Annotated in this window: 24 protein-coding genes; 14 read left to right on the top strand and 10 right to left on the bottom strand. The window is 46.8% G+C overall.

Features of this window, described 5'->3' with window-relative positions; genetic code table 11:
• Positions 1 to 33: 33 nt before the first annotated feature.
• The 3 genes from H6F52_RS09790 (at position 34) to H6F52_RS09780 (ending at position 2371) form a co-directional block, all read left to right on the top strand.
• Positions 34 to 1413 carry a cytochrome P450 gene (locus H6F52_RS09790; RefSeq protein WP_190534133.1) on the top strand — a complete coding sequence of 460 codons (1380 nt, stop codon included), beginning with the start codon at positions 34 to 36 and terminating at the stop codon, positions 1411 to 1413.
• 261 nt (positions 1414 to 1674) lie between these two features.
• The gene (locus H6F52_RS09785; protein ID WP_190534130.1) at positions 1675 to 1977 is read left to right on the top strand and encodes a type II toxin-antitoxin system HigB family toxin; all 303 of its coding nucleotides are present in this window, start codon (positions 1675 to 1677) and stop codon (positions 1975 to 1977) included.
• Positions 1958 to 2371 carry a transcriptional regulator gene (locus H6F52_RS09780; protein ID WP_190534127.1) on the top strand — a complete coding sequence of 138 codons (414 nt, stop codon included), beginning with the start codon at positions 1958 to 1960 and terminating at the stop codon, positions 2369 to 2371. Before H6F52_RS09785 ends, H6F52_RS09780 begins: the two co-directional genes overlap by 20 nt.
• Before the next feature lie 193 nt (positions 2372 to 2564).
• Here the strand turns inward: H6F52_RS09780 and H6F52_RS09775 are convergent, their stop codons facing one another.
• On the bottom strand, positions 2565 to 2762 hold the full coding sequence (locus tag H6F52_RS09775; protein ID WP_190414739.1) for a hypothetical protein: 198 nt from the start codon (positions 2760 to 2762) through the stop codon (positions 2565 to 2567).
• Between the two features lie 281 nt (positions 2763 to 3043).
• Between H6F52_RS09775 and H6F52_RS09770 the strand changes: the two genes are divergently transcribed.
• Positions 3044 to 4057, top strand: a complete 1014-nt coding sequence (locus H6F52_RS09770) for an SGNH/GDSL hydrolase family protein (protein WP_242033890.1) — start codon at positions 3044 to 3046, stop codon at positions 4055 to 4057.
• Positions 4058 to 4252: 195 nt separating this feature from the next.
• Here H6F52_RS09770 and H6F52_RS09765 read toward each other — a convergent pair whose 3' ends face one another.
• The 3 genes from H6F52_RS09765 to H6F52_RS09755 all read right to left on the bottom strand — a co-directional run bounded on the left by H6F52_RS09765 (position 4253) and on the right by H6F52_RS09755 (position 7185).
• The gene (locus H6F52_RS09765) at positions 4253 to 5344 is read right to left on the bottom strand and encodes a DUF3616 domain-containing protein (RefSeq protein ID WP_190429801.1); all 1092 of its coding nucleotides are present in this window, start codon (positions 5342 to 5344) and stop codon (positions 4253 to 4255) included.
• A gap of 173 nt (positions 5345 to 5517) precedes the next feature.
• Positions 5518 to 6186, bottom strand: a complete 669-nt coding sequence (locus H6F52_RS09760) for an SOS response-associated peptidase (RefSeq protein ID WP_190534121.1) — start codon at positions 6184 to 6186, stop codon at positions 5518 to 5520.
• A 165-nt stretch (positions 6187 to 6351) separates the two neighbouring features.
• A complete protein-coding gene (locus tag H6F52_RS09755) occupies positions 6352 to 7185 on the bottom strand; it encodes a DNA adenine methylase (protein ID WP_190534118.1) in 834 nt (277 codons plus the stop codon).
• 362 nt (positions 7186 to 7547) lie between these two features.
• Here H6F52_RS09755 and H6F52_RS09750 point away from each other — a divergent pair, with 362 nt between their 5' ends.
• The 4 genes from H6F52_RS09750 (at position 7548) to H6F52_RS09735 (ending at position 10421) form a co-directional block, all read left to right on the top strand.
• Positions 7548 to 7754: a DUF751 family protein gene (locus H6F52_RS09750; RefSeq protein ID WP_190414768.1), complete on the top strand. Its 207-nt coding sequence runs from the start codon at positions 7548 to 7550 to the stop codon at positions 7752 to 7754.
• 51 nt (positions 7755 to 7805) lie between these two features.
• Complete coding sequence (gene rbfA / locus H6F52_RS09745; protein ID WP_190414734.1) at positions 7806 to 8207, top strand: 30S ribosome-binding factor RbfA; 402 nt, start codon at positions 7806 to 7808, stop codon at positions 8205 to 8207.
• 5 nt (positions 8208 to 8212) lie between these two features.
• The gene (locus H6F52_RS09740; protein WP_190534116.1) at positions 8213 to 9883 is read left to right on the top strand and encodes a glycoside hydrolase family 3 N-terminal domain-containing protein; all 1671 of its coding nucleotides are present in this window, start codon (positions 8213 to 8215) and stop codon (positions 9881 to 9883) included.
• Positions 9884 to 10178: 295 nt separating this feature from the next.
• Positions 10179 to 10421 carry a DUF4327 family protein gene (locus H6F52_RS09735; protein WP_190414732.1) on the top strand — a complete coding sequence of 81 codons (243 nt, stop codon included), beginning with the start codon at positions 10179 to 10181 and terminating at the stop codon, positions 10419 to 10421.
• A gap of 421 nt (positions 10422 to 10842) precedes the next feature.
• Here H6F52_RS09735 and H6F52_RS09730 read toward each other — a convergent pair whose 3' ends face one another.
• Together H6F52_RS09730 and H6F52_RS09725 are read right to left on the bottom strand one after the other, a co-directional pair.
• The gene (locus H6F52_RS09730) at positions 10843 to 11235 is read right to left on the bottom strand and encodes a hypothetical protein (protein ID WP_190414731.1); all 393 of its coding nucleotides are present in this window, start codon (positions 11233 to 11235) and stop codon (positions 10843 to 10845) included.
• A 247-nt stretch (positions 11236 to 11482) separates the two neighbouring features.
• Positions 11483 to 11824, bottom strand: a complete 342-nt coding sequence (locus tag H6F52_RS09725) for a hypothetical protein (protein ID WP_190414730.1) — start codon at positions 11822 to 11824, stop codon at positions 11483 to 11485.
• Positions 11825 to 11969: 145 nt separating this feature from the next.
• Here H6F52_RS09725 and H6F52_RS09720 point away from each other — a divergent pair, with 145 nt between their 5' ends.
• Entirely contained in the window at positions 11970 to 12902 is a 933-nt protein-coding gene (locus tag H6F52_RS09720; RefSeq protein ID WP_190437619.1) for a cation diffusion facilitator family transporter, read from the top strand.
• A gap of 200 nt (positions 12903 to 13102) precedes the next feature.
• Here the strand turns inward: H6F52_RS09720 and guaA are convergent, their stop codons facing one another.
• Both guaA and cbiD read right to left on the bottom strand, forming a co-directional pair.
• On the bottom strand, positions 13103 to 14650 hold the full coding sequence (gene guaA, locus H6F52_RS09715) for a glutamine-hydrolyzing GMP synthase (RefSeq protein WP_199292247.1): 1548 nt from the start codon (positions 14648 to 14650) through the stop codon (positions 13103 to 13105).
• Positions 14651 to 14888: 238 nt separating this feature from the next.
• Positions 14889 to 16049 (bottom strand): cobalt-precorrin-5B (C(1))-methyltransferase CbiD, encoded by a 1161-nt coding sequence (gene cbiD, locus H6F52_RS09710; RefSeq protein ID WP_190414728.1) that lies wholly within the window; start codon positions 16047 to 16049, stop codon positions 14889 to 14891.
• A gap of 136 nt (positions 16050 to 16185) precedes the next feature.
• On the opposite strand from cbiD, the gene H6F52_RS09705 reads away from it, so the two are divergent.
• The 3 genes from H6F52_RS09705 (at position 16186) to H6F52_RS09695 (ending at position 18818) form a co-directional block, all read left to right on the top strand.
• Entirely contained in the window at positions 16186 to 16506 is a 321-nt protein-coding gene (locus H6F52_RS09705) for a hypothetical protein (RefSeq protein ID WP_206754031.1), read from the top strand.
• A 499-nt stretch (positions 16507 to 17005) separates the two neighbouring features.
• Positions 17006 to 18502, top strand: coding sequence for a DUF4157 domain-containing protein (locus H6F52_RS09700; RefSeq protein ID WP_242033897.1), 1497 nt, complete (start codon positions 17006 to 17008; stop codon positions 18500 to 18502).
• Positions 18503 to 18596: 94 nt separating this feature from the next.
• On the top strand, positions 18597 to 18818 hold the full coding sequence (locus H6F52_RS09695) for a hypothetical protein (RefSeq protein WP_190414726.1): 222 nt from the start codon (positions 18597 to 18599) through the stop codon (positions 18816 to 18818).
• A 97-nt stretch (positions 18819 to 18915) separates the two neighbouring features.
• On the opposite strand, the gene H6F52_RS09690 is transcribed toward H6F52_RS09695, so the two are convergent.
• A complete protein-coding gene (locus tag H6F52_RS09690; RefSeq protein ID WP_190534111.1) occupies positions 18916 to 20130 on the bottom strand; it encodes a pentapeptide repeat-containing protein in 1215 nt (404 codons plus the stop codon).
• Positions 20131 to 20950: 820 nt separating this feature from the next.
• The gene (locus H6F52_RS09685) at positions 20951 to 22165 is read right to left on the bottom strand and encodes a pentapeptide repeat-containing protein (protein ID WP_190534108.1); all 1215 of its coding nucleotides are present in this window, start codon (positions 22163 to 22165) and stop codon (positions 20951 to 20953) included.
• Between the two features lie 793 nt (positions 22166 to 22958).
• Between H6F52_RS09685 and H6F52_RS09680 the strand changes: the two genes are divergently transcribed.
• The gene (locus tag H6F52_RS09680; protein ID WP_347276109.1) at positions 22959 to 24386 is read left to right on the top strand and encodes an MFS transporter; all 1428 of its coding nucleotides are present in this window, start codon (positions 22959 to 22961) and stop codon (positions 24384 to 24386) included.
• 44 nt (positions 24387 to 24430) lie between these two features.
• Entirely contained in the window at positions 24431 to 25417 is a 987-nt protein-coding gene (gene moaA / locus H6F52_RS09675; protein WP_190534105.1) for a GTP 3',8-cyclase MoaA, read from the top strand.
• The last annotated feature ends 9 nt before the right edge of the window (positions 25418 to 25426 follow it).

Genomic DNA, 25426 nt, shown 5'->3' with positions numbered 1-25426 from the left:
AGAATCGAATAGCTCTGAACACAAAACGCCTCAATGGAACTCACTCATAACCTGCCTAAGGGGCCAAACACTCCGCGATCGCTGCGGTTAATGAAATTTATTTTTCAGCCCATCAAGTACCTGGATGATTATGCAAAAGCTTATGGTGACACCTTCACCATCCAGGGAAGCCAGGGGACTCCGATTGTCTATTTCAGCCAACCCCAAGACCTACAAACGATTTTCACTGCTGATTCTAGTCAGTTAGACGCTGGGCGAGGGAACAGCGGGTTAGAGTTTTTAATGGGAGAAAATTCTCTGCTACTGCTGGATGGCGATCGCCATCAGCGCCAACGACAGATGTTAACCCCTCCCTTTCACGGCGAACGGATGCGGGCTTACGGTCAGATTATCTCTGAAATCGCCGAGCAGGTGATGAATCAATGGACGGTTGGCAAACCCTTCAACATCCGTGCGTCGATGCAAGAAATCACCCTGCGCGTCATCTTACGGGTGGTGTTTGGACTAGATGAGGGGTTGCGTTTGGAAGAACTACGCAGCTTAATCGGTTCAACCCTGGACTTGATGACTTCCCGCTTCAACTCCAGCGCCTTCTTTTTTGAGTTTCTTAAACAAGATTTAGGCGATTGGAGTCCTTGGGGTCGGATGCTACGCCAAATAAAACAAATTGACGAACTGATTTACGCTCAGATTGCGGAACGTCGAGCGGAAGCTAACTCGAATCGCGAAGATATCCTCAGCTTGATGATGTCTGCTCGCGATCAAGCGGGTCAACCGATGACGGATGTAGAGTTACGCGATGAGTTAATGACTTTGCTAGTCGCCGGACATGAAACCACGGCTTCTGCGCTGACGTGGGCTTTGTACTGGGTTGACCAATTACGGCAGGTGCGCGACAAACTGCTCGCTGAGTTGGATGTTGACGCCGATCCAGATCCAAGTGCCATTGCCAAACTGCCCTATCTAACGGCAGTTTGCTCTGAAACGCTTCGTATCTATCCAATTGCTGCGAATACCTTTGTTCGGGTTGTGCGATCGCCCATTGAGATATCCGGCTACAAATTGCCCCCAGGAACGGTTATCGTCCCCAGTATCTATTTAGCCCACCATCGGGAGGAAACTTTTCCGCAGCCGAAGCAATTCAAGCCAGAGCGCTTTTTAGAACGGCAATTTTCTCCATACGAGTATTTGCCTTTTGGTGGCGGAAATCGTCGCTGTATCGGGATGGCATTTGCCATGTATGAAATGAAATTGGTTCTCGCGACAATTGTGTCGCATTTTCAAGTGTCGCTCGTTAATAAGCGTCCGGTGATTCCAGTGCGTCGGGGTTTGACTTTAGCCGCACCGGAAGGAATGAAAATGGTTGCAACTCCTCGGCTAAAGAAGCTTGTAAATACTCCAGTCTCGGTGTAATTCGGTTTTTGAAAACTTAAAATCAAACTCCCTCAGATAAGCTGGGGGAGTTTTTTTGTGGGCGCGATCGCCCTTTGCCTGCTTCTAGTCTGTAGGGTGGGCTTTTTTCCACCATTTGGTTAGTTGGTGGGAAAAAGCCCATTATACTCGCGCTGCTTGCTTCTAGCTCAATTCGCTATATTCGCAATTTGCGTAAGATAATTATCAGAGTTGTACGAATTTGGAGATTGATGATGCACATTTACCCGATACTAAAAATCTATGCATATTATCACCCTACGCAGACTTAAGGAGTTTTGGGAAATACACCCTAATGCAGAAAGTAGCCTGTCGCTATGGTACAAACTCACGTCCTTAGCTAAATGGCAAAACTTTATTGAATTACGCCAAGTATTCCCCTCTGCCGATCAAGTCGGTAATCTAACTGTTTTCAACATTGGCGGTAACAACTATCGACTTATTGCCTTGGTAGATTATACATATCAAAAAGTTTTTATCCGCCATATCCTCACCCATGCAGAATATGATAAGGAGGGCTGGAAAAATGATGAGTGGTTCACGTAATACTAGCGCCTATATCGAGTTAATAAAGACTTTTCCTCCTCGCCCAATCGGTTCTGAGGAAGAATTACTTGCAACTCAAAAAGTAATTGATTCACTGATCGATCGCGGCGAATTAACACCAGATGAACAAGACTACCTCAATGTTCTAGGTAGCCTAGTCTACGAGTACGAACAACTTCATGAGGAGCCTATACCCGATATTCATGGTGTAGAGCTACTCAAAGCCTTGATAGCTGAATATAATCTGAGGCAGGAAGACCTGATTCCTATATTCAAAACCGAGTCTATTGTGTCTGCGGTGTTGAGTGGTCAACGTAATCTTACAGCTACCCACATTCGCAAACTCGCTGATTTTTTTCATATCTCTCCAGCTGCCTTTTTTGAGTCAGTTTAGAGAAAAAAGCGAGGTCAGTATTGTAGCGCTAATAATTAATAATGTCTGGACTGGGTGCCCTAATTAACATGGATTAAATAACTTACAATCATTCGCAATCTGTAGGGGCATGGCAATGCCATACCCCTACGCAGGAAATGGGGGTTAATCAACCCATACTCCTAAGCGCCCAATCCGTGTCAATAGATGTAACTTAATAGCTGTCTCCGCCTGCAACTTGGTCGCTATCAGTAGGCACGCAAAAGTCTTGATCTAGGGAAGCATCGCGGATGGCTTGCCACTTACAAATGAGTTCAGTACCGCTGATATCGCTAGTGATGTATTGCTCAACGGCTTGTTCCAATTCTTGTGGGGTTTTGGGAACGGGAACAGTACAGATAAGTTCTGGCATAAGACAACCTCTGCTGATAGAACGGGTGCGCGGTAAGACCGTATAAGTCATATTTTAATGACATTTTCAGCAAAAAGTAGCTAAAGTTACATTTTTGAAACATGAGTTAGGGTAAAGACTTGAAAGTCCCCAAGCATAAGCGCGATCGCGTTTATGGATGAATTGCAAATGACAAGCACAGTTTGTCAAGCGATCGCTACTCGCTCAGCCATCTTCCAGAAACTTTGCTACAAGGAGAAAGCGGCTGGTGATAACTCTAATCGGATCTTCTGGGGATGTTCATGAAAAAGTTGTGGATGGCTACTGCTACAGCAGCGATCGCAAAGCCTAGGCGAGTCCTTGCGCTTCTCACGCTCTTCAGCGTTTTGGGAGTTCCGAATCCGGCTTCGGCACAGAATTTTAATCAAATTTATGTTTTTGGAGATAGCCTCTCCGATGTGGGCAATGTATTAGAGGCTACCAACGGGCAATATCCTCCAAGCCCACCCTACTTTCAAGGACGCTATTCCAATGGCCCTGTTTGGGCAGATTATCTCGCCTCTAAGCTGAAATTAAAATCCAGTACAGAGACTAATTTCGCCTACGGAGGCGCGACTACAGGCAATTCTAAGCAGATTCCCCCTGGATTGCTGACGCAGATCGAGAGCTTTAAGGCAACCCATTCCGCGGCTAATCCTAAGGCTCTGTATGTTGTATGGGCTGGTGCGAATGATTACCTAAGAGGCGCTACCGACTCTACCGTGCCAATTAACAATTTAGCGATCGCGGTGAAGTCCCTCTCCGCAGCAGGCGCAAAAAATATCGTAGTTGTTAACTTACCAGATTTAGGAAAGCTTCCCGGCACGCGCACAACTCAACGTTCCGGCTCCCTCAACGTTTTAACAAAGAAGCATAATTCTGGATTAGCCGCATCCCTCAACGGTTTGCGTCAGCAACTCAACTCTGATATCAAAATCACCTATCTTGATGTCAATTCTCTTTACAATCAAGTTACCAACAATCCAAAAAAATTCGGTTTCACGAATGTAACCAACGCCTGCGTTAGCAGAGCCAAAATATGTAACAATCCAAACGAATATTTATTTTGGGATAGCATTCATCCCACGACTGCCGCCCATAAGTTATTTGTAGAATTAGCCTTCCCAGCGCTAAAATCTACGCTCGAACCTCGCACAGTTTCTAGCTCTCAAACCACGGTTGAACCTACTATCGCAGTAGGCGGGATTATATTATTAGGTGCTGTTGGTGGCGGATTAATCGTGACGCGCATTCAGGGGATGAAAAACAAATCCTAAGAAGCGATTTGCCCTTTCCTGCGTGGCTAGTATAGGAAGGACGCGATCGCGTTAGCATCGCTAACTTGTCAGTTTGCATTTTTCTCTTTTGCTAAGGGCTAATAATCTCCAACACATTTAGCGATTAGTGAGGTTCTCAATGAACGTGCAATACATATTGTTTGTAAGGACACGGCAATGCCGTGTCCCTGAGAGTTAACAAGGTAGAGACTTCAAACTGAAGACATCTGCAAAAATACCATTCGGCTTCACGACTCTATTCTCATCCGGAGAATCATAAACCACCATTAGAGAGTTTGGTTGTCCTAAACAGGGAAACAGTGCCAACCCTTCCGCATGATCGGAACCAAATCTGAAAGGCAGATCAAACAACACTTCCAAATCTCCCTCTTTCTGCCAAGAGATGCTGTTTTCATCACGTTGTAAGGCATTTTTCAGGCGGAAGACTCTCAGCGCACCTTCTAAATCCATCGTGGGTCCCGCTAGAACGATCAAGTCTTCACCATCCAGACATAGTTCCCGGACACCTAACCCATTCAACTCTACAAAATGTTTTTTGTATTGCTTCCCATCTTTGCCAATTTTCTTCAGCGTTAAAATTCCTGGCTCGGTTTCTGCAACTTCAACCTCTAAAATAATTGCCCACCCTCTCAGTACAGGGCCTCGCAAGCCGATAAAAATCCTATCTCCCCGAATCGCTAAGCCTTCGATATCAAATCCATTTTCTTTAGAGGGGATAGAAGTTGTTAGAAATGCCCCTAGGTGCCGATCCTGTTTGAGTGCTTCTATCAGAACGTTACTATTTCCTATTTTTTGCAGACAGGCTGCTGTCAGTTTTTTATCTGGCTGTTCTGGGTGAGAGACTGATTTAACTAATTCACCTTTTACTACAGGAATCCGGGCAAGTAAATAACGGTTTGGTTCAAACTTTATGGTTGCTAGTTTATCAAGATCCTTCTCAAGGTCTTTGCCCTTTATTTTTTTACGCTTTGTACTGTGGGAACCGATGAACCAAAGATAATGGTTTGTATAATCCATTCCCTCGATATCGATTTCGCCTTCCGGATCGGCTAAATCGATGAAATCTTTTACAAAAAATTGCTGATGTTTGCTGAAGATATATGGCTCGACAGGGGATAAGCGCTCAATCGTTCTCGTTTCATCAGAACCTACCCACAAGCTGCCATCAGGTGTCAAAGCAGCCGCTGATAAATCTTGGCTAAGAGGTTCATCAGCTTTGCCGTTGAAGCGAATTAGTACGCGGCTGAGCAAGAAACTTTCTGGCATAACGGCTGCTTTCCTAAAACGGTTTGGACTCGATAGAAATCACTGCCAGCATAGCTCACGCTTAACTGGTTTTTACCCTCTACCGGAAGACAGAAGTTTTGGAAGTATTTGAGGAGGCAAACTGGAAGGTAAGGCGATCGATGCTCACCCGACTATCTTGAGAGTGCGATCGCTTAAAGGCTATTGATCAACTCCGCCGTATCATTCATTGGTTTATTTACCTTTGTGCTGACTGGATAAGTTGCCATTTCTTCTGCTGAATATGGACGCAACAAAGGCTGTAATAACTCCGGCTTTTGCACCTGTGAATCCAACCACAAATCATAATCTTTTGGATCGAGAATGACTGGCATTCGGTTGTGAATCGGGCGCATTACCTCATTGGGTTCTGTTGTCAAAATTGTGCAAGAATCTATTTCCTCACCATCCTCTCCTTCCCAATGCTCCCACAAACCAGCAAAGCCGAAAGGTTGTCCATCATTGACGCGACAATAAAATGGCTGCTTTTTCCCGTCTTGCTGCTTCCACTCATAAAAACCATCCGCTACTACTAAGCAACGTCGTTGTTTAAAAGCTGCCCGAAAAGCCGGTTTTTCGGCTACCGTTTCCACCCGTGCATTAATCAGTTTTGCTCCCATTTTTGTATCTTTTGCCCAACGGGGAATCAGCCCCCAATGCAGCATTTTGAACTGTCGTTGAGACTGTTCTGGATTTTGTAAAACTGTCTGTACTGACTGGGTGGGCGCAATATTATAACGAGGCATCAGGAGTGGAACATCATTTACCTGGAATGCTTGGGCGATTGTCTCAGCGGACTTACTTTGGGTAAATCTTCCACACATACTTCTACTTCTATCCCATGTGGTAAATTACAAATTTGCAAGCTTATTTCAATCGAGCAATTAACACTCTAACGGTCGAATAATATATACATCCTATTATAACAAATACCAATAATTCAGTAAAATTGTACGGCGAATACTTTACGTTATTTTATGGGTAAGCAGTTATCTTGCATAAGATGTGATTAATAATTCAGATATTTTGCCCCGTTTTCTAGCGTTGGAATTAATCATTCTGGAAGCTGATATCTCGTAAATATTAAAATCGCTGTAAATTTCTCGGATAAACAGACAGTCAGAATTAGAAAGCATCACTTTAACACCCCGATTCGCCAGTTCTACAAAGACATCCCTAAGCCGAATTTGGTCAGCTTCATTAAAAGAATGACGGCTATAGGCGGTAAAGTTACTGGTAGAGCTTAGAGGATAATAAGGCGGGTCAAAGAAAACAAAATCTTCAGCGTTTTCCGCAGATTGTAGGACAGCTTCAAAAGGTTTAACATCAATCAGGGCACTCTGAAGTGCAGCGGAAACTGCCCTAAGTAAAGCTGAATTACAAATTTTTGGATTTTTGTATTTCCCAATCGGAACATTAAATTGCCCTTTTGAGTTTTCTCGATATAATCCGTTAAAGCAGGTTTTGTTGAGGTAAATAAATCGAGAAGCTCTTTCTAGAGGGGTGCTAGGTTGCATCAAACGCACGCAGTAATAATACTCCTTACTATGATTCATTTGATGCTGATGCAAGAATTCAATTAGCGGCTCTACTTCATCCCTCACACATCGGAAAACATTGACCAAATCGGCATTAATATCCGTCAAAATAGATACTTTCGGCAATAAATGAAAGAAAAGAGCGCCGCCACCCAAAAATGGCTCATAGTAAGTTGTAAACTTTGGGGGAAAATAGGGAATATATTGCTGAATCAGCTGGCTTTTCCCACCAGCCCATTTTAGAAAGGGACGCGCTACTTCTTGTTGTGTCGCCTGAGTTGACATTGCTTCTAGCTATCTAAAAAAATTAAAGCGTTTGTAACAGTTGTTGTGGAAGTGGGGGGATATGATTTAATTTAGACTACCTAGCGGGTTCGACAAGAGGAAAAAAATGACTATCACCGCGACCAAAACACGCGATCGCTCTTATGAGTCCGTGTGTTATCGGGCAATGTGTTATGAGTCAATATGTCGCGGTTGCACAAATATAGCGGGTAGTAGCCTGCTACCACCAGACGCTTGGCGAACTATCTCTAGACGAAACCCCCTTTAGGGACGATGCCGAGCTTGTCGAACTCGCAGACAAATGTTACCAGTTAAGATGCAGTGACTTATCGCCGCTTTTTGTGTCGGCTACTTTAAATAATATGTTTGATGGCTTTTGGGAAAATATCTCTCGCTACCCCCGCTACTTTGTCACCATTATCCTAGGGGTATTCTTTTATACCTTTGGGTGGTTGAAACCGCTACTCCAAAATCGAACCAGCGCGATCGCTTTGATGGGCTTTCTGGTGGCAGCCTTAACTTTTATTACCCTAACCCTACGGGCGATGCTGGGAGTGAGTCCGATTTAGGTAGGATGAGTAAAAGCATTGCTCACACTGTCTTAAAGGCAGCAGATGATTATGGCTACAAGTCGCCGCGTTTCTCGCGTTGCCGCATTGATTAAACGCGAAATCAGCCAAATGCTGCTAACCGAAATCAAAGATGATCGCGTGGGTGCTGGCATGGTCAGCGTCACCGATGTGGATGTGTCAGGCGACCTACAACACGCTAAAATCTTCGTCAGCATCTATGGCACCGAGGAAGCAAAGGTAGAAACGATGGCTGGGTTAAGAGCAGCAACTGGCTTTGTCCGCAGCGAACTCGGTCAACGGTTGCGGCTGCGTCGGACACCAGAGTTACTGTTTCAGGAAGATCGTTCTCTGGAAAGGGGCGATCGCATTTTGTCTTTGTTGAATCAGCTTAATCAAGACCGTCCGGCTGCGAGAGTGGAAGAAGAAGACATCGTTGAGGCAGAAGATTGAAATCTGTGGCATTGCTGCCGGAGTGGGAATCGCTCTCTCTAGCAGAACAGGTAGCGCAAATGGTCGTGGTACGGGCGTCAGGCTACCTGTTCGACCACCAAATTCAGTATCCAGATTGGGAACCACCGGCGGCAGTTCTGCAACACTGGGTGCAGGATTTGGGCGTCGGGGGGGTCATTTTGTTGGGAGGCAGTGCTGGAGAATTAGCACTGCGATCGCAACAACTCCAAGACTGGGCAAAAACCCCCTTGCTGATCGCGGCTGATATTGAAGAAGGCGTCGGACAGCGCTTTTCTGGGGCAACTTGGTTTCCGCCACCGATGGCAATCGGGGCAGTATTCCGGAAAGATGCCTCTCTTGCCTTGAAATACGCCGAACAAATGGGAGGCATCATCGCCTCGGAAGCCCTCGCGATTGGCATCAACTGGGTGCTTGCGCCGGTTGTGGATGTGAATAACAATCCTAATAATCCAGTGATTAACGTCCGGGCGTTTGGCGAAAACCCAGAGGAAGTGACTCAACTAGCGTCTGCTTTCATCCGGGGGGCGAAAGCTTATCCGGTGTTAACGACTGCTAAGCATTTTCCCGGACATGGCGATACGGCGGTGGATTCCCATCTAGATTTGCCCGTCTTGCCCCATTCCCCGGCACGACTTGCTGAGATTGAGTTACTGCCGTTTCAAGAAGCAATCGGTACGGGTACAGCCTCCGGTGTAGATGCCGTAATGAGTGCCCATCTCCTGATCCCGGCTTGGGATGCCGAACGCCCTGCCACCCTTTCCCAACCGATTTTGACTCAACTGCTGCGGCAACAGCTGGGATTTGAAGGATTAATTGTTACCGATGCATTGGTGATGGGAGCGATCGCCAACCGCTATGGAGCAAATGAAGCTCCAGTCTTAGCTGTCGAAGCCGGTGCAGATATTTTGCTGATGCCAGTCGATCCTGCGGGTGCTATCCAAGCGGTGTGCGACGCGGTAGCACAGGGACGCATTTCAGAGGCGCGAATTCGTGCCTCTGTTGAGCGTATCTGGACAGCCAAGCGCCGAGTCCAACAAGGCACAGCACAACCGCCTGTAGAGGCAAGGGCGATCGCGCCTGAAGTCCAACCAGCGCCTTCACCATTCCCTCCCCATCTCCTCCAACTAGCTCAACCACACGCCCTCGCCACATCTGCCAACATCGTGCGAGAGGCGCTCGTCGTTCATGGCGAAATTCCTTTACTTCCCTGTCAGGGCAACTTACGCAACTTAATCGTGGTGGATGACACCCTGAATTGTGATTTTCTCGATAAACAAGCACCGGCTGTGGCTCTGCCAAAACAGCACGGCTATCAACTCCAACTACTCGATCCCCACACCACCTTAATTCCTGGCTGGGTGTTTTATCATAAATCGGGTTTAAATGCCCAGCCAACCCTACTCCAGCTGTTCATCCGTGGGAATCCTTTCCGAGGCAGTGCTGGCTTGACACCGTTGGCTCAGGACTTGTTTAAAAAACTCTTAGGCAATGCCGAACTCCAAGCGCTAGTGATTTACGGCAGTCCTTATCTTCTGGAACAGTTTCTCCCACACCTGCCCCCACATATCCCTTGTGTGTTTTCTTACGGACAGATGCCAGCAGCTCAGGCGATCGCCCTTGAAGTTTTGTTCGGTGCCCCAGCTCTAAGCATTTAGCAACTGTGCAGCACATTGATTAATTTTGTTAATCAATGTCATAACCGTTATCACCGATTATTTACGGTGTCTTCAATTTGAAAATACAGGCTTAATTATAAATAGATCCGTTCTTCGACAATTTCATCAGCATAAGGATATATTTTTATGTCAAAGTTCCCTGACTTTTGGAATCCTTATTAAACGAATAAATTCATTTGTAACTTGATATACTGTTCAAAAATTATTTCCGCGCTAAGCAGTATTGGATTATATTAAGTTATAGTCGTAGCTCGTTAGTTTCGAGGCTGAGACCATGACTGCTGATATAATGCCGCCTAAATCATCTGTGCAATACTCCATCGACGTTCTTCAAGAAGAAGCCCGTCAATTGGTGGAGAAAGGAATTGTGACTCGTCAGCAACCCATCTACGTTCTGTGCCAGTACATCCCTGCACGGGAGTGGGTTTGTGTTGAGTGTGAATTAGAAAGATGCAATATCTTACTCCGCGATCGCATCGGCGATCTGATGGGGCAAGAACAATGGGACAACGATTGATATTTTTTTACCTTTAAGACAATCCTACAGTTCCACTGGAAACAGTGAAACTCAGGACAAGCTTGATTCCACGCTTGTCTCAACTTAAGGAAAGACTGCTTTTATTCTTTCACCTGTTGATTCTTAATTAGCCTGGTTTGGAGAATATTCTGATTCTTTCTAGTGCGAATAATTAAGTTCGCTTCTTAGACCTATCCAAAAAGTGAAGATGCCATTCTGAGCAAAACGTTGTGGAGTGTTGGCGTAACGTTGTCATCAACAATCGCGCTGCGATCGCGCAAATCTCTTTGCAGGATCTCTGCTCAAACCGAGATGCGTGACAACACTTCAACTCCTTCGTTTTGCTCAGCACAAACTTTCAGATAGGCTACTAGGAGCAAGCCTAATAAATGCTTTGATAAAGCTGCTAGCAATCCCCGACCTAAATCCCTGAGTTGGGGTCGCGCAGCTTTTCTAACTCAGTTCGCATTGCAGCAATTTGTGCAGTTAGCTCCTCTAGCTCCAATTGCGTATCTGGCTGGGCAACCGTTGTCACCGGCGTTGTCGCAGGGCGGCTCGGAGTTCCAGAAGATTGTGTGCTAGCTGCATCATTGGCTTGCGCCATTAGAGAATTCAGGAAAGTGCGGGCTTCAAGCTCCGTAATCTCTCCTTTTTCTGCTAGTTGTTGAACCACCAGATTGACGTCTGACTTTAACAGCTCAAGATTTTGCTCTCGCTTTTGAGTGTCTTGTACGCTCTCAACTAGAGAAGCGGTTGCACCCAAAGTAACGCGAAATCCTTTTTGTACTAACTCCAGCAGATTATTAGAGTTCATTAGATAAATCAGTCAGATTGAATGAAGGTTAGACAGCCCTTAGCGATCGCTTTCGATAAATAACCGCTCGGCACCACTCACTTTTAAGTTTCTAGCTTTCGGCTTTCCGCCAAGCGAGTAAACAAACGCAGGATCTGGCGTCTTAATGCTACCATTTAGCACACACAAAGGGACATTTTGCAGACTTCTTAGGGTAGTAGCATCCGTCCTAAGAAAGAATCTAAAGCAACCATTTGCCCGCCCAGTTTTAGCCCATCTGTTCTAAATACTGATTAACATCCTCAATTAAGCGAGTGAGTTCTGCCTCCGTAGTCAGGCGAATGCGGTCATCTCGGAGGGAGATCAAAACTTTAGCGGCAAAGGGAGTCGGCCAGATATTAGGATTGCAGAAAATCTCTAGAAAGACATCCCCCGTGTATCGATATTCCATTGGTTTTTGGGGATTGGTTTTGCCGCCGCCACCTGCAATGACTTTGAGACTCTGCATCAACTGAGCGATCGCGCCTTGTAAATCTTGGGCTGCCTGGGGCGTAAAGCTAAAGGAAACAGAACCTTCAACTAAGTTGAGGATGAGTTTTGAAGAAGACATGAGCAATCAAGAGTTTTGAATTGTGAATCAACTTATCACTCATAACTTAGAACAGACAGCATTTACAAGAGGATAGATGCAAGGTGAAGCCATAAGCTTTAGACTGAATGCCATAGAACTCTAAATGGCGAGTGAGGAAAATTCTGTGGTAGCAGATAACCGCTCGGCAGTGCGTAAGGTTTTAATCATTACCCTACTGCTCAATCTGTTCGTCATGACGTTGAAGGCAGTGCTGGGGTCATGGACGGGTTCTCTCAGCTTGCTAGCGGATGCCTTGCATAGCGTTACCGATAGCGCCAACAACATTTTGGGATTAATTGCCAGCCGATTTTCTTCGCCCCAACCCGATCGGGATCATCCTTACGGACACCAGAAATTTGAGGGCGTGGGAGCGTTAGGAATTGCCGCCTTCTTAGGAATTGCCTGCTTTGAAATTCTGCAAGGGGCAATTGAACGAATTCTCAGCGGCGGTGGTAAACCCGTCATCATTTCCCCCTCTGAGCTGTGGTTACTGCTGATTGTGCTGGGCGTGAATATTTTTGTCACGTTCTACGAACGCCATGTTGGGCAGCAGGTAGGCAGCCCCATTTTAATTGCAGATGCCCAGCACACCATGAGCGATGTCTGGGTGACAATTGCTGTTTTGGGTGGGTTGATTGGCGTCTGGCAAGGACAGGTATTGAATCTGCCGCAACTTCAGTGGTTGGATATTATTCTCTCCTTTCCCGTTGCCTTGTTAGTGTTTCGCAGTGGTTGGAACGTGATTAAAGATAATTTGCCCTGGCTAGTCGATGAGATGGCGATCGCGCCCGAAGCCATTCATGGGATCGTCATCCAAGTTCCAGGAGTGATTAATTGTCACGAAATTGCTTCTAGAGGCGTTGTTGGGCGTCAGGTATTCATCGAAATGCACTTGATTGTAGACGTCACCGATGTAGAAACTGCCCACCAAATTACAGAAGAAGTCGAGAACCGCCTAAAAGAAAGATTTAGCCCCGTCCGAATTTTGATTCACATCGAGCCACCTGCTTACCAATCCGATCAAATTACCTACGAAGCAGAATCAAAATCTAGGTAGTTTTCCACAGATGAGGGGACTTTTCCACAGAATTTTACGAGTTTTCCACAAAAGTTAAAGAAAACATAATTTATTTCAAAATCCAGTTGAACCGCTCTTTCAAGCCAAAAAGAGACAGAGCTTTCACTCCGTCTCTTAAACTTTGCGTACCTTGGCGCTAACCTTTGGGTACCTTTGCGTTAAAAATTCTTACTACTTTATTATTCCCACTCGATAGTTCCAGGTGGCTTAGAAGTAATATCGTAAACCACACGATTCACCCCCCGAACTTCATTCACAATTCGGGTGGAAATCGTTTCCAACAAATCGTAGGGAACACGCGCCCAGTCTGCCGTCATGCCATCTTCGCTAGAAACAAAGCGCAAGACAATCGGGTAAGCGTAGGTGCGCTGATCGCCCATTACGCCTACGCTGCGGATCGGCAGCAACACGGCAAAAGCTTGCCAGAAGTCGTGGTACATCCCCTGGCGATTAATTTCCTGACGAACAATTAAGTCAGCATCCCGCAGGATATTTAACCGTTCTGCCGTCACTTCGCCTAAAATGCGAATCGCCAGTCCGGGACCAGGGAAGGGTTGCCGTTGTACAATTTCCTCTGGCAATCCAATCGAGCGACCGACTTTTCGCACTTCATCTTTGAACAATTTTCGTAAAGGTTCGATCAACTTGAAGCGCAAGTCTTTGGGCAAGCCGCCGACGTTGTGATGACTCTTAATTTTCACTGCCACCCGTTCGCCACTTTTGGGATCGACGTTCGTGTCGGCTGATTCAATCACGTCGGGGTAGAGAGTACCTTGGGCAAGGTAGTCAAAGGGGCCAAGGCGTCGAGATTCTTCTTCAAATACGCGGATAAATTCGTGCCCGATGCGGCGACGCTTTTCTTCAGGATCGCTAATTCCTTCAATTTGATTGAGGAAGCGATCGCGTGCTTGCACATACTCGACAGAAATGTGAAATTGCTCGTGGAACAGCTTCACCAACCGTTCTGGTTCATACTTACGCATGAAGCCTTGGTCGATAAATACACACGTCAGTTGGTCGCCAATTGCCTTGTGCAGCAAAAAGGCAAGCGTAGAAGAATCAACGCCGCCAGAAAGTGCTAGCAACACCCGCTTATCGCCGACTTTTGCCCGAATCTCTCGAATCGACTCCTCAACAAACGCCGCTGTTGTCCAAGTCGGTTCGCAGTCGCAGATGTGATAGACAAAGTTACGGATTAAGGCAATTCCCCCAATCGAATGGACGACTTCGGGGTGGAATTGAACTCCGTATAGCTTTTTCTCGTGATGAGCGATCGCTGCGGCTGGCGTATTTATCGTGTGTGCCAGCACTTCAAACCCTGACGGCATCTTGGTTACAGAGTCCCCGTGGCTCATCCACATGGTCGTGCCATCTTCCACATTGGTGAGCAAATCCGTGGGATCGTCAATCAATAGCGACGCCTTGCCATACTCACCCCGGTCAGCTTTGGTGACTTCCCCACCCAATTGCTGCACCATTATCTGCATCCCGTAACAGACTCCCAGGACGGGAATCCCCAGGTTCCATATTTCCGGATCGCAATGGGGGGCACCCGTGTCATACACCGAACTTGGACCACCGGAGAAGATAATCCCCTTGGGATTTAGCTGTCGTAGCTGTTCGGCAGTGGTGCGATAGGAAAGAACTTCCGAGTAAACTTGTGTTTCCCGAATCCGACGGGCAATCAGTTCAGAATACTGAGAGCCGAAGTCAAGAATCACAATCATTTGGCGATTTAGTTGCCCCAAATACTCGATTTGAGGCGGTGTTTCAGTCTGGAGAGTCACCGGCTTATCCTGAGTAGGTAGAGTACAGATGTACAGATAGTCTTTAATGGATTAAAAACTGGCTAATTGTTTATTGCTATTAGCCAGTCTTCCATGATTCGATTACGCCACTGACAATAGCGGCAGATAAAAAACTTCTTTATTGCTATTTATTAAGTTGATGTGTATTCATATAAAACTAACACACTTGATACAGTAACGAGGTACCTGTTTTACTTTTAACGATAATTTGGCGATCGCGGTCAAACAGGACGGAACCGACCGTAACGAGTTGTTCGCTGTGAGTACGGATGTAATCGTGCGATCGCTTGTCAATGCTTTGAGCGATCGCGCCATAAACTTGCCCCACCCAATCGGTACTACCTGCTGCATCCAATTGGCGCAGGTATTTCAAGGCGTCTTCAGCAGTGGCGCTCTTCAAAACTGCCTGCAATACCGGCGTTGGTAAACCGAGATTCGCACAATGAGCGGTCAAAATTTCCTGACGTCCATCTGCCAAGTGATGATGGGTGTGAAAAATCCCACCCGCAAGTTTCATCAATTTTCCGTGGTAGCCAAATAATAAGATATTCTTGACTTTTTGCACTCCTGATGATGCTAGCAATGGTCCCAGCCAATTCGCTGTCTTAATCATTCTTTCTGGATTGATTCCCAACCGCTGGGCTAAATCTAAGCCATTTTCCCCGATACAAAACACCAAACAATCAAAACAGTTAGCCTTCTGTTGCAGTTCCTCGCGGAAAGCCTCCAGTTGTCCGGGGGCACTCAGCGGTTGGGAAATGCCGCTTGTTCCGAGTAAGGAGAGTCCTTCCACAACCCCAAAGGCTTCATTTGAGGTGCGTTGAGCGAGTTTACGCCCTTCTGGCAAAATAATCGTCACCTGGATTTTCTCGTCAGGTTCCAGCATCCGCTCCAAATTCTCTCGGATCAGCCGCTGAGCATAACGATAAATAGCAGGTTGATCGTCAGCACTCACCAAACGCCCGATCCCTTCACCGCCTTTGATCGTGACTGAGGGCGGAGGATCTAAAAACTCTTTTTGTTCATTATTAATTTTTAATCCTTGATTTTTAATTTCTACCAGCGCCCAGACTGGCGTGTTGCGGGTAAGGTCAAGGTTATCGCCAGGATCGCTACGAGCGATCGCTAACGCCATCCCTTCACCGATACCGGCAACCTGCTCAATCGGAATCAACACCGTTTCGGCGGGTTCAATTAAATCTACTGGCACGGCGTCCAACGGTGACGCTCCTTGCTGCAACCAGCGCAAGGCGGCAACAGCAGCGGCACAGGCAAACACGGGCAATGTATATCCAGACCGGGGTTGGGGACAGATCATTGTTTAATAGCGATCGCAAACACTGACAAGCGTGACATTTGACATCAGAACCTTCGGGATTTTATTGGAATGTGTTTGTAGATAGGTTGTGTTCTTTGATTGACGACACGTTTTAGAAAATCCCATGAAAGCCATTATGAACTCAGTCACCAAGCCCCGCGCTCAAGTTAGCTGCCAGGAAATTCGCCCTAGCACAGTGGTGCTAAGACCCAGCGGTTGTCTAGATAGTATCACCAGCCCCGCTTTCAGCAAGTCTCTAGAGCAAGCCTTGGAGTTGGCAACTGACACTGTCGTAGTAGATCTGCTGTCAGTCAACGCCGTGAAAAGGGACGGAGTCAAGTGCTTACTGACTGGAATGAAGCGAGCCGTAGCACTAGGCAAGAATCTTTCGATTGAATTTCTGGATGTGGCGACGCAAGCCGTTCTGGAATCGGCTCAGAACAACTTTGCGTTATAGCAGTTGTCAATGAGCGTTCTAATACATCGAGAGGTTAACACAGAGCTAGCTGTACTAACCTCCCGATGTATTAAACGTCAGTGAGAACCGCTCAATCATCCCAGTTGTGAGCCAAGATAGAGAAGCATATTTTTTTGGAGCGGACAAAGTTAACGCCTCACCTTACTGCTTTGTCCGGTTCAGGAGTCACTTCATCAGTACACGTGAATTCAGCAATGGCAGTCTTTTCAGAATCCATTCGCTTGTTATTGGTCATTAAAGCGATCGCCTTAACGAATTGACTAGGAAAAACGGTTCTCGACTCAACATTTGGGTGGTATAGATTTCTTCTCCAACAGTCGATTTATTACATTGTGTTGCTATATCTAACTCTCCGAAATTAGAAAATCCGTAAATATACTCTACTTACAGCGTGAGTTCTCGCTTAGGTTCTATCTATGAGCCTGATGGCTCTCAATTATTCCTTAACTGAACTAAATAGAAGAAGTTATTTGTGACTATGGCAACGCGATCGCACGACCCCCAAAAAGCTCCGCAAAATTCTACTTTCGTACCAGTTAACAACCAGTTTAAGCCGCGCCCTTTCCCGGTTCAGGAGAAACCCCAAACTCACGAAACACCAGACCTACAGGCACAACTGGAAAGTGCCCAGCGCTTTGGTCACAATTTTGCAAATATCTCTATATCTGCTCCTAACAGCTCAACACCGCCACCGATTCAACCGAAACTCACGATTGGAGAGCCAGGGGATAAATACGAACAGGAAGCAGACAAGACAGCAGCAGAAGTGGTGCAACGGCTTCATGCACCCATGCCGAGTTATGGAAGGGATCTTAGCCAGCCCGAAAGTAAGTTGGCTCAAACCATAAAAGCTGGCATGGTGCAAAACTCTAACTCGATGCATCAACAGGGAATCCCGAATCATCAAAACAAATTGATGAGAATGTTGGATGTACCCATCCTGCAACGCGAGGTGATGCCAGAAGAGGAAGAAGAAAAAGAACTCCAGATGAAGCCGATGATACAGTGTCAGTCTAGTGAGGATGGGAAACCCGCCTCACCGGATCTCGAAGCAACCATCCAACAGGCACGAGGAAGCGGACAGCCACTGGCGCAGAGTATTCGCGAACCGATGGAGCAGGCATTTGGGGCTGACTTCAGTGGGGTGAAGATTCATACGGATGCTCAATCTAACCAGTTGAATCGCTCAATCCAGGCGAAGGCATTTACAACAGGGCAGGATATTTTCTTCCGGGCGGGAGCATATGAGCCGGGAAGCCGGGGCGGACAAGAGTTGATCGCCCATGAACTGACTCACGTTGTTCAGCAGAATGGCAGTGCAGTGCAGCGATCGCTGCAACCGCAGCAAAAGTCCGTTATTCAGCGCCAAGGCGATCAAAGTCCTGCACAGTCAACAGCAGGATTTAGTGGAGATGTGGCAGGAGATTTAGACAAACTCTACAAACAAGCAGAAGAAGCTCAACCGGAACTGTACGAAAAAGTCACTCAAATTGCCAGTGAGACCTCTGGGGTGGCAAAGCTACCTCAAGCCTTAAAAGGGCGAGAACGAGCAATGGAGAAAACAATGGCTGATTACAAGGGGGATGTTTCTAAATTAGTAGATATTGCACGCGGTTCTATAGTTTACAAGTCATTTCCTGACTTAATGGGTGGGCTAGATGTCTGCAATAGAAATTTAACGCTGGTGCGAGAAAAGAATCGCTTTGCACAACCTACCCCAGCTGGCTATCGCGATATTCTTCTAAACGTTCAGCTATCAAATGGTCATATTGCGGAATTGCAACTCCATCTAACCCAAATTCTAGAGGTTAAGTCAGGTGCAGGGCATAAAATATACGAAGAGGTTCGGAAAATAGAGGCAGCCGCTCAAACAGCCGATCGGGCTTTAAGCTCAGAAGAAAAAGCAAAAATTGATCAGCTTAATGCAGAAGCAAAAGCACTTTACGATCAGGCTTTAGCTAACGCGGGTGGATGATTGACATTGACTGGATAACTCAAAGTAATGTCGGTATGCACTCAATAGAATCGGTACAAGCAGCGAATCAAGTTAACTAGCGGATCATCATATTATGGACTTACCACTCTACTGCATTGTAGGAGATCGACCCGTTAAAGCAATCGAGACGGAAGACGGGGGCATGGATGTTCTTGCCTATGAGTGGGATACTGGCGAGTTTAAGCGTGCAATGCAGTATCTTTCAAAGATTACTTTGGGAGACGGGGAAATAGATTATGTTTCTGAGCAAGAGTTTGAGCAGTATGTCGAAAAACTGCGTCAACAAGCATCATAGGCAGTAAAACCCCTGCAATCATCGTGCAGGGGTAAGGTATCAGGTAGAAGATAACGATCGATCAATGATTGTTATCGCAAGTTGCCACCGATCTCAATCAACCGCCTAATAAAGCCCTTGCCTTCGCTTCAGCAGGGACAATGACTTTGTTCTTAAAAGAGGCGATCGCTTCCTCAAAAGCGTTATACCAATATGTTTCCAACACCCAAGGATAGCGTTGGAAATCTTCAAACATCGCGTATTCTTTCTGGGCTGAAGTATGTAGCAATGGCTGCACCGGCACCGATTGCAGATTGGGAATAATGGCGTGCAATTCTTGAGGAATACTTCTAGGATCGGTGAGATCGGCAATGATGAACCGCGAAATTTGAGCCAGCGTCGAGATGGTTTCCGTCAGGTCTTTACTTGTCGATGTCTCGCAGTCTATAACCACCGGCAAATAGTTATATTTGCGAAGTGCATCCAAGATTGGCTTGCGCTCCTGAGTGCAGCGACCCAGAACCAGTATGACTTTAGAAGAGGTAGTGTTATTGAAATCGGGGATTTTTTGAGTGTTGAGCAGCCGACTGATAAACTCGGCAACTTCCAGATTGTCCACTGCGATCGCGGGTTCGCCAAAAGTAGTGATGACTAGGCTCAACTGCTTGGCTCCCTTCAGTTTTAATCCCAAAGTGGAAATCCCATAAATTGAACACTCCTCAAGGTTGGCTCCCTCTAGATTTGTCCGCACCACCTGAGCCTCACTCAAGTTTGCCCATCTCAGGTCTGTCTTGCGGAAGTCTGCCACGCTGACGACTGCTCGTCTCAGGTTTACCCATCTCAGGTCTGCCCCACTGAAGTTGGCTTCACTGATTTCTGAATTGCTCAAGTTGCTTCCGCTGAGGACTGCCCCTTTTAAGTTGGTTTTGTTGAATTTTGCCTTGCTGAGATTGGCAGCACTTAAGAGTGCGCCATTGAGGTCTGTCCCATCTAGGAGTGCGCCGCTGAGGTCTGCCCATCTCAAGTCTGCCCCGCTGAGGTTGGCTCTGCTAAGGTTGGCTCCGCTCAGGTTAGCCGAGGTCAGATTAGCCCCGCTGAAGTTGACTAAGGAGAGGTCTGCCCCGCTGAGATTGGCTGTGCTGAGGTTGACTCGTTTAAGGTTAGCCATCTTTAGGTCTGGTCGGATTTGAGGATTCTGTTGTCTTTCCTCATTCCAGGCTTTCACTCCTTGTCTGAGCAGATCCAATTGTTGCTTATTTGTCCGATTTTTCAACCGGGTTTCAATTTCAATTCCTGTCGGGTTTGTTTTAAAATCTATGTTGTTTTTTACCATATAGCTTTCCATAAATCCTCTCTAAATTCAGAAACATTCAGGACTTGAACTCAGATATCCAAACATACTTCAAGTGATTGCGACCAGCGACTTTACGCTTTTGCAGGCAGCTAATTTTGTAATTTTGGATTTAACAAATTAAGTAACTACGTAATTACACGTAAATGGTTTAATTTGATGATCTATATCTTAAGGAATACGCCTTGAGTCTGACTACCATTAAGAGTACATATTTACACAATCTTTAAACAAGTAGTATATTTACTGAGCTTAAAGATAAAACTTGCCATAAATGTTACTAAGCATACAGACAGAAATAACATAATATGCATAACAACAAAAAAGGCTTTTGTTTTGAACTACGTGAGATTACGGGGGCACACCAGAAGAAGAGGGGAAAAGCGATCGCATTTAGCGATACTGCCAAGGGTTTTATTTAGACTAAAAAGCATACTGTGATTGCTTTATAGCCGTTCTTGGATAAGGTGAAAAACATTTGTCAGTTTAATCGCTTTGTTATCGGCTTCGCGATCGCTCATCCGCTCGGTACGCAATTCTAGAAAAACTACTCGGTAAAATTAAAACTCAGTTTCCACCGAAGTAAGCAGAGCTTTGTCAAGAGCCTTGCCAGTTTTTTTCGACACGCGCCCGCAAATTCCGGAAAAACTTACCAGGTGTGCCATGCCAATAGAGACGGTAGTTTGTAGTTTTAGCTACGAACCCCGTTTCCGTAGTTACGGAAGACATTCTAAGCAAGATGGCGATTTCAGCAAACAATCAAATCAGCGTCAGCCATCGTAGAGGTAAGGGATTGGCATCCCTAACGTCCGCTCAGTAAATCATTCGCCTTTGCCTCAGCAGGGGCAATAATTTTTTCTTCTACAGAAGCGATCGCATCTTCAAGATTCTGATACTGGTAAATGGGTTGAGCGTAAGGATATTCCTGAAACTCCTTCAACACAGCTATCTCTTTGCTATCCACGCTATCCACTTGTACTAACGGTTGCACCGGCACCAAAGGGATACCCTGGAGAATTTTCAGTAATTCTTGGGGGATGCTGCTAGCGTCCGTGAAATCCACAATCATAAACTTCGCCATCCCAACTACGGTGGAGATTGCCTCTGCGAGTTCAGGCGTCGCTGCTTTTTCCAACTCCACCGACAAAGGCAAATAGTCATGTTGGCGAAGGGCATTGCGAAGCCCCTCCAATAAATCTTTCCGCCCATCTGCTTTGAAGCTGCCCAAGATCGGCACGATATTGGAGGCTATTGAGGGAAAAACCTCGCGGATTTTCTGGTGATTCAGCAACAAGTACATAAATGTCGCCACTTCCAGATTATCCAGTGCGATCGCTGGATAATCTGGCGGAGTAATCACCAAATTTGACTGGTTGGCTCCTTCCAACTTTAACCCCCAAGACGAAATCCCATAAACTAAACAACCCTCTAGGTTTGCATTCTCAAAGTTAGTCTTGAGCAACCTTGCCCCCATTAAGTTAGCCTCACCCAAATTCGTCCCGCGCAGATCGGCTCCTTGTAAATCCGCCCCAATTAGATTCGCTTTAAACAAATCCGCCTCGCGGAGGTTCGCCCCGATTAGATTGGCTCCCCGCATATCTACCTCTCTAAGGTTCGCCCCAACCAAATTCGCCCCAGACAAATCAGCTTTACCCAGGTAGACCCAGTGCATATCTGCACCTTCAAGGTTTACTCGGCTCAGGTTCGCCTCAAAGAGGTAGGCTTCGCTGAGATTAGCTTCAGTGATATCTGCCTCTGACAAGTCCGCTTTACTCAGGGATGCTCCCCTCAAATCCGCACCCCGAAGGTCTGTTCGATGCAGAGATGCCTGCATCAGATTGGCTCCACTCAGGTCAGCACTGCACAGAGACGCCCCCGCCAGGTTAACTCCACCCAAATCTTCCTGGCGTAAATCGGCTCCAATTAAATTTGGCGGGATTCCCGGACTCAATTTACGCCACTTATTCCAAGCTTCTACTCCTTGCTTGAGTAAAGCTCGCTGTTGCTTGTTTGCCATGCACTTCAGCTCCCCTCTCTTTTGGCAGATGCGATGATTTTTGGTTAGGCACCCCTAAAGGGTACCAACGATGTCTTGGCGGTTTAAATCGGTTCTCCTGCGCCCTGATATAGAGATGATACTGGTTACAAATTCTCAAAAGACTACTGAAATCGCCGTTTTCTGAAAGAAAAGGCTTTGGACAATGGCAGTTCGAGCAACTCATTAACCGGCTTGTAGATATTCACTGAGGTTTCTTGGGAACCCTAGAAGAGGCAGCGACTCTACTCTGACGAAGAGAACCGAGATTTCAAGTGCTGTTACTCGCCAGTCCGTCTTTGGGTAGAAAAAGTGGGAAAGGGATGTTTAAGGGAGAAAAGTTTGGCGCTCAATTTTTCCTCCACTCAGACAAATCTAACCCCTGAATCCTTCCTTACAAGGCCAGGGGAAACCACGAAATCAGCCTTTTCTAGGGGAAAGGTTAAGTGAAGATGTATTGGTTTTACGTCCACTGGTCTGATACACAATTGCTACCATTTATTAACTAGCGGCAGAGAGATTTAATTATTTTGAATGTTTGTTTCAAAGGATTGAGAAAGTTATCTGACTGCGGGAAGCTGCCCAACCTAGAATTCTCAGTCTATCCTTCTAAAACGTCCATCTTCGAGCCAAGACAGACAAGGCTGTCGTCCGTGCTGTCGGCAAGAGGGTTCTTTAATAGAGACAAAGTCAGTGGTTCCCTATTCCAGCCTATCTAAACCAGTCGAGGAGTTTACCGTTGCAAGTCCCAGCTGAAACCGTATCTCTTCCAGCTTTGGAGGTTTTAGAAACTCCCGCCGCTTCCCCGCTGGTAGTTTCTTCCAATTCACCTTCCAAACTTTCCAAACAGGTAATTCGGTCTAGCCTAAAAGCGTCTACTTGGGATGCTGTCTTTGCTGTCGTGTTTGGCGGCATTACCGGCGGCGTCCTGCTCAGTAATTTCTTACTCCAATTAGGTGCAAGCCCAATGGAGATTGGAATGTTGTCGTCCGTCCCCATGCTGGTGAATTTGCTGCAACCACTGGGAGCGTATCTGTCAGAACGAACCATCAGTCGCCACTGGTTTAATGTCTGGATCTACGGCCCGTCGCGGCTGCTGTGGCTAATTTTAGTGGCGGGAATTGGTTGGAGTTGCTGGCACCCAACGAATTCGCCCAACCTGGTCAGCTGGACATTAGCAATCGTCTTGGCAACCAATATCATTGGCAGCTTGGGCAGTGCTAACTGGCTCAGCTGGATGGCGGCGTTGGTTCCGGAACAGTTGCGGGGGCGATATTTTGGCTTTCGCAACAGTGCTATCAGCTTGACCACTCTGCTCTCCGTACCGCTGCTCGGTCTAGCCGTGTCGGTTTGGCCTGGCGGGCCGCTTCAGGGATACGGTGTGGTCTTGTTCTTGGGAGTCATCATTGGGTTAATTAGTTTGGGCTGTCAGTTTTTCATGGTGGATGTGAATCCCCAGACGCAGCACGGCACTGCTGATGAGGCAGGGGAAACTGAGCGTTGGGGAACTGCGATCGCTCTGCTCAAAAATGGCAATTTTGTCAGGTTTCTGCTTTACTTTAGCTTTTGGGCATTTGCGGTTAATATCTGCACTCCTTTCTTCGGTCTCTATCTGCTGGACAACCTGAATATCGATGTCAGCTGGGTAACGCTCTATAGCAGCTTAACGGCGGCGGCTACCTTGGTAATGATGGTGGTATGGGGGAAGCTGGCAGACCGAATTGGGAATCGTCCACTTCTGGTATTTGTGGGGGTGTTGGCAGCACTGACACCTTTACTCTGGCTGGGGCTGGGAGCTGACCCAGTTTCGGTTTGGGTTTGGTTCCCGCTTTTACACCTGTTCATGGGTGGCACCTGGGCAGCGATTGACTTGTGTACCAACAATTTGCAAATGGCTGTGGCAGCAGGACGCCATCAATCTGCTTACTTTGCGATCGCTGCGGCGGTTGCGGGTGTCAGTGGCGCACTGGGAACGACTGTCGGGGGATTTCTGGCTGAGTTGGACAATTTCGGTGGCTTGCCAACCGTGTTTGCTCTGTCTGCTGTTTTACGACTTGTGGCTATCCTGCCTTTAGTCTTTGTCAAGGAGCATCGCAGTCATCCGATTCGGAAGGTTTGGCGATCGCTCATTTCGCCGAAACTGCAACTTGTACCGCTTCGGGCCCCAATTACTGTAGATCCACTGACAAATGGATCAGAATAAGGGTAGGGGTTAGGGGTTGGTGTTCTCATCAACCCCAAAAAAACATGAATCAGGTAGACTACCTTCGGATTAGCTTAATTGACCGCTGCAATTTCCGGTGTCAGTACTGTATGCCGGAGGGTGCTGAGCTTGACTACATTTTGCAGCAACAGCTGTTAACTGATGAAGAATTGCTCACCCTGATCGAAGAGGTATTTATCCCGGTAGGATTTACTCGATTTCGTCTAACTGGGGGCGAACCGCTACTGCGTCCGCGGGTGGTGGAGTTGGTGGAGGCGATCGCGTCCCTGCCGGAAACGCAAGACCTCTCAATGACTACCAACGGGTTTTTACTCGCCCCAATCGCCCAACAACTCTACGACGCCGGGTTGCGACGCCTGAATATCAGTCTGGATTCGCTCAATTCCGAAACCTTTGACAAAATTATCGGCAATCGCGGTCGTTCTCAGTGGCAGAAAGTTTGGGACGGAATTCAAGCCGCCCATCGCGTCGGGTTCGATCCCCTGAAGCTGAATGTGGTGGTCATTCCCGGCGTGAACGACCAAGAAGTGCTGGATCTGGCTGCGTTAACAATTGACCGGCAATGGCACGTCCGGTTTATTGAGTTTATGCCAATTGGCAACGATCAATTATTTGTCGGAAATGGTTGGGTGGCATCCGCCGATTTGCGCCAACGCATCCACGACATCTTTGGCTTGACAGAATCTTTTGTTCGGGGTAACGGTCCCGCCGATGTCTTCCAGATTCCCGGAGCCAAAGGGACGCTAGGATTTATTAGTCAGATGTCCGAGTGTTTTTGCGATCGCTGTAACCGGATGCGTCTATCTGCGGATGGCTGGTTGCGTCCCTGTCTGCTGAATGAGACGGGTCAAATTGACCTAAAAACCGCCCTCCGCGCCGGTGTTAATACAGCCGAACTCCGCAATCAAGTGCAGCAATTGCTGTTAATGAAACCAGAGATTAACTATAAGCAGAGAGATGCTGGCACGACTGGTGCGTATAGCCGCACCATGTCGCAAATTGGGGGCTAAAAAATAATT

This window comes from Coleofasciculus sp. FACHB-542, assembly GCF_014695825.1.
GTDB lineage: Bacteria > Cyanobacteriota > Cyanobacteriia > Cyanobacteriales > FACHB-T130 > FACHB-T130.
Note: the sequence above shows the minus strand (reverse complement) of the source record. Positions and strands in the feature narration are given on the sequence as shown.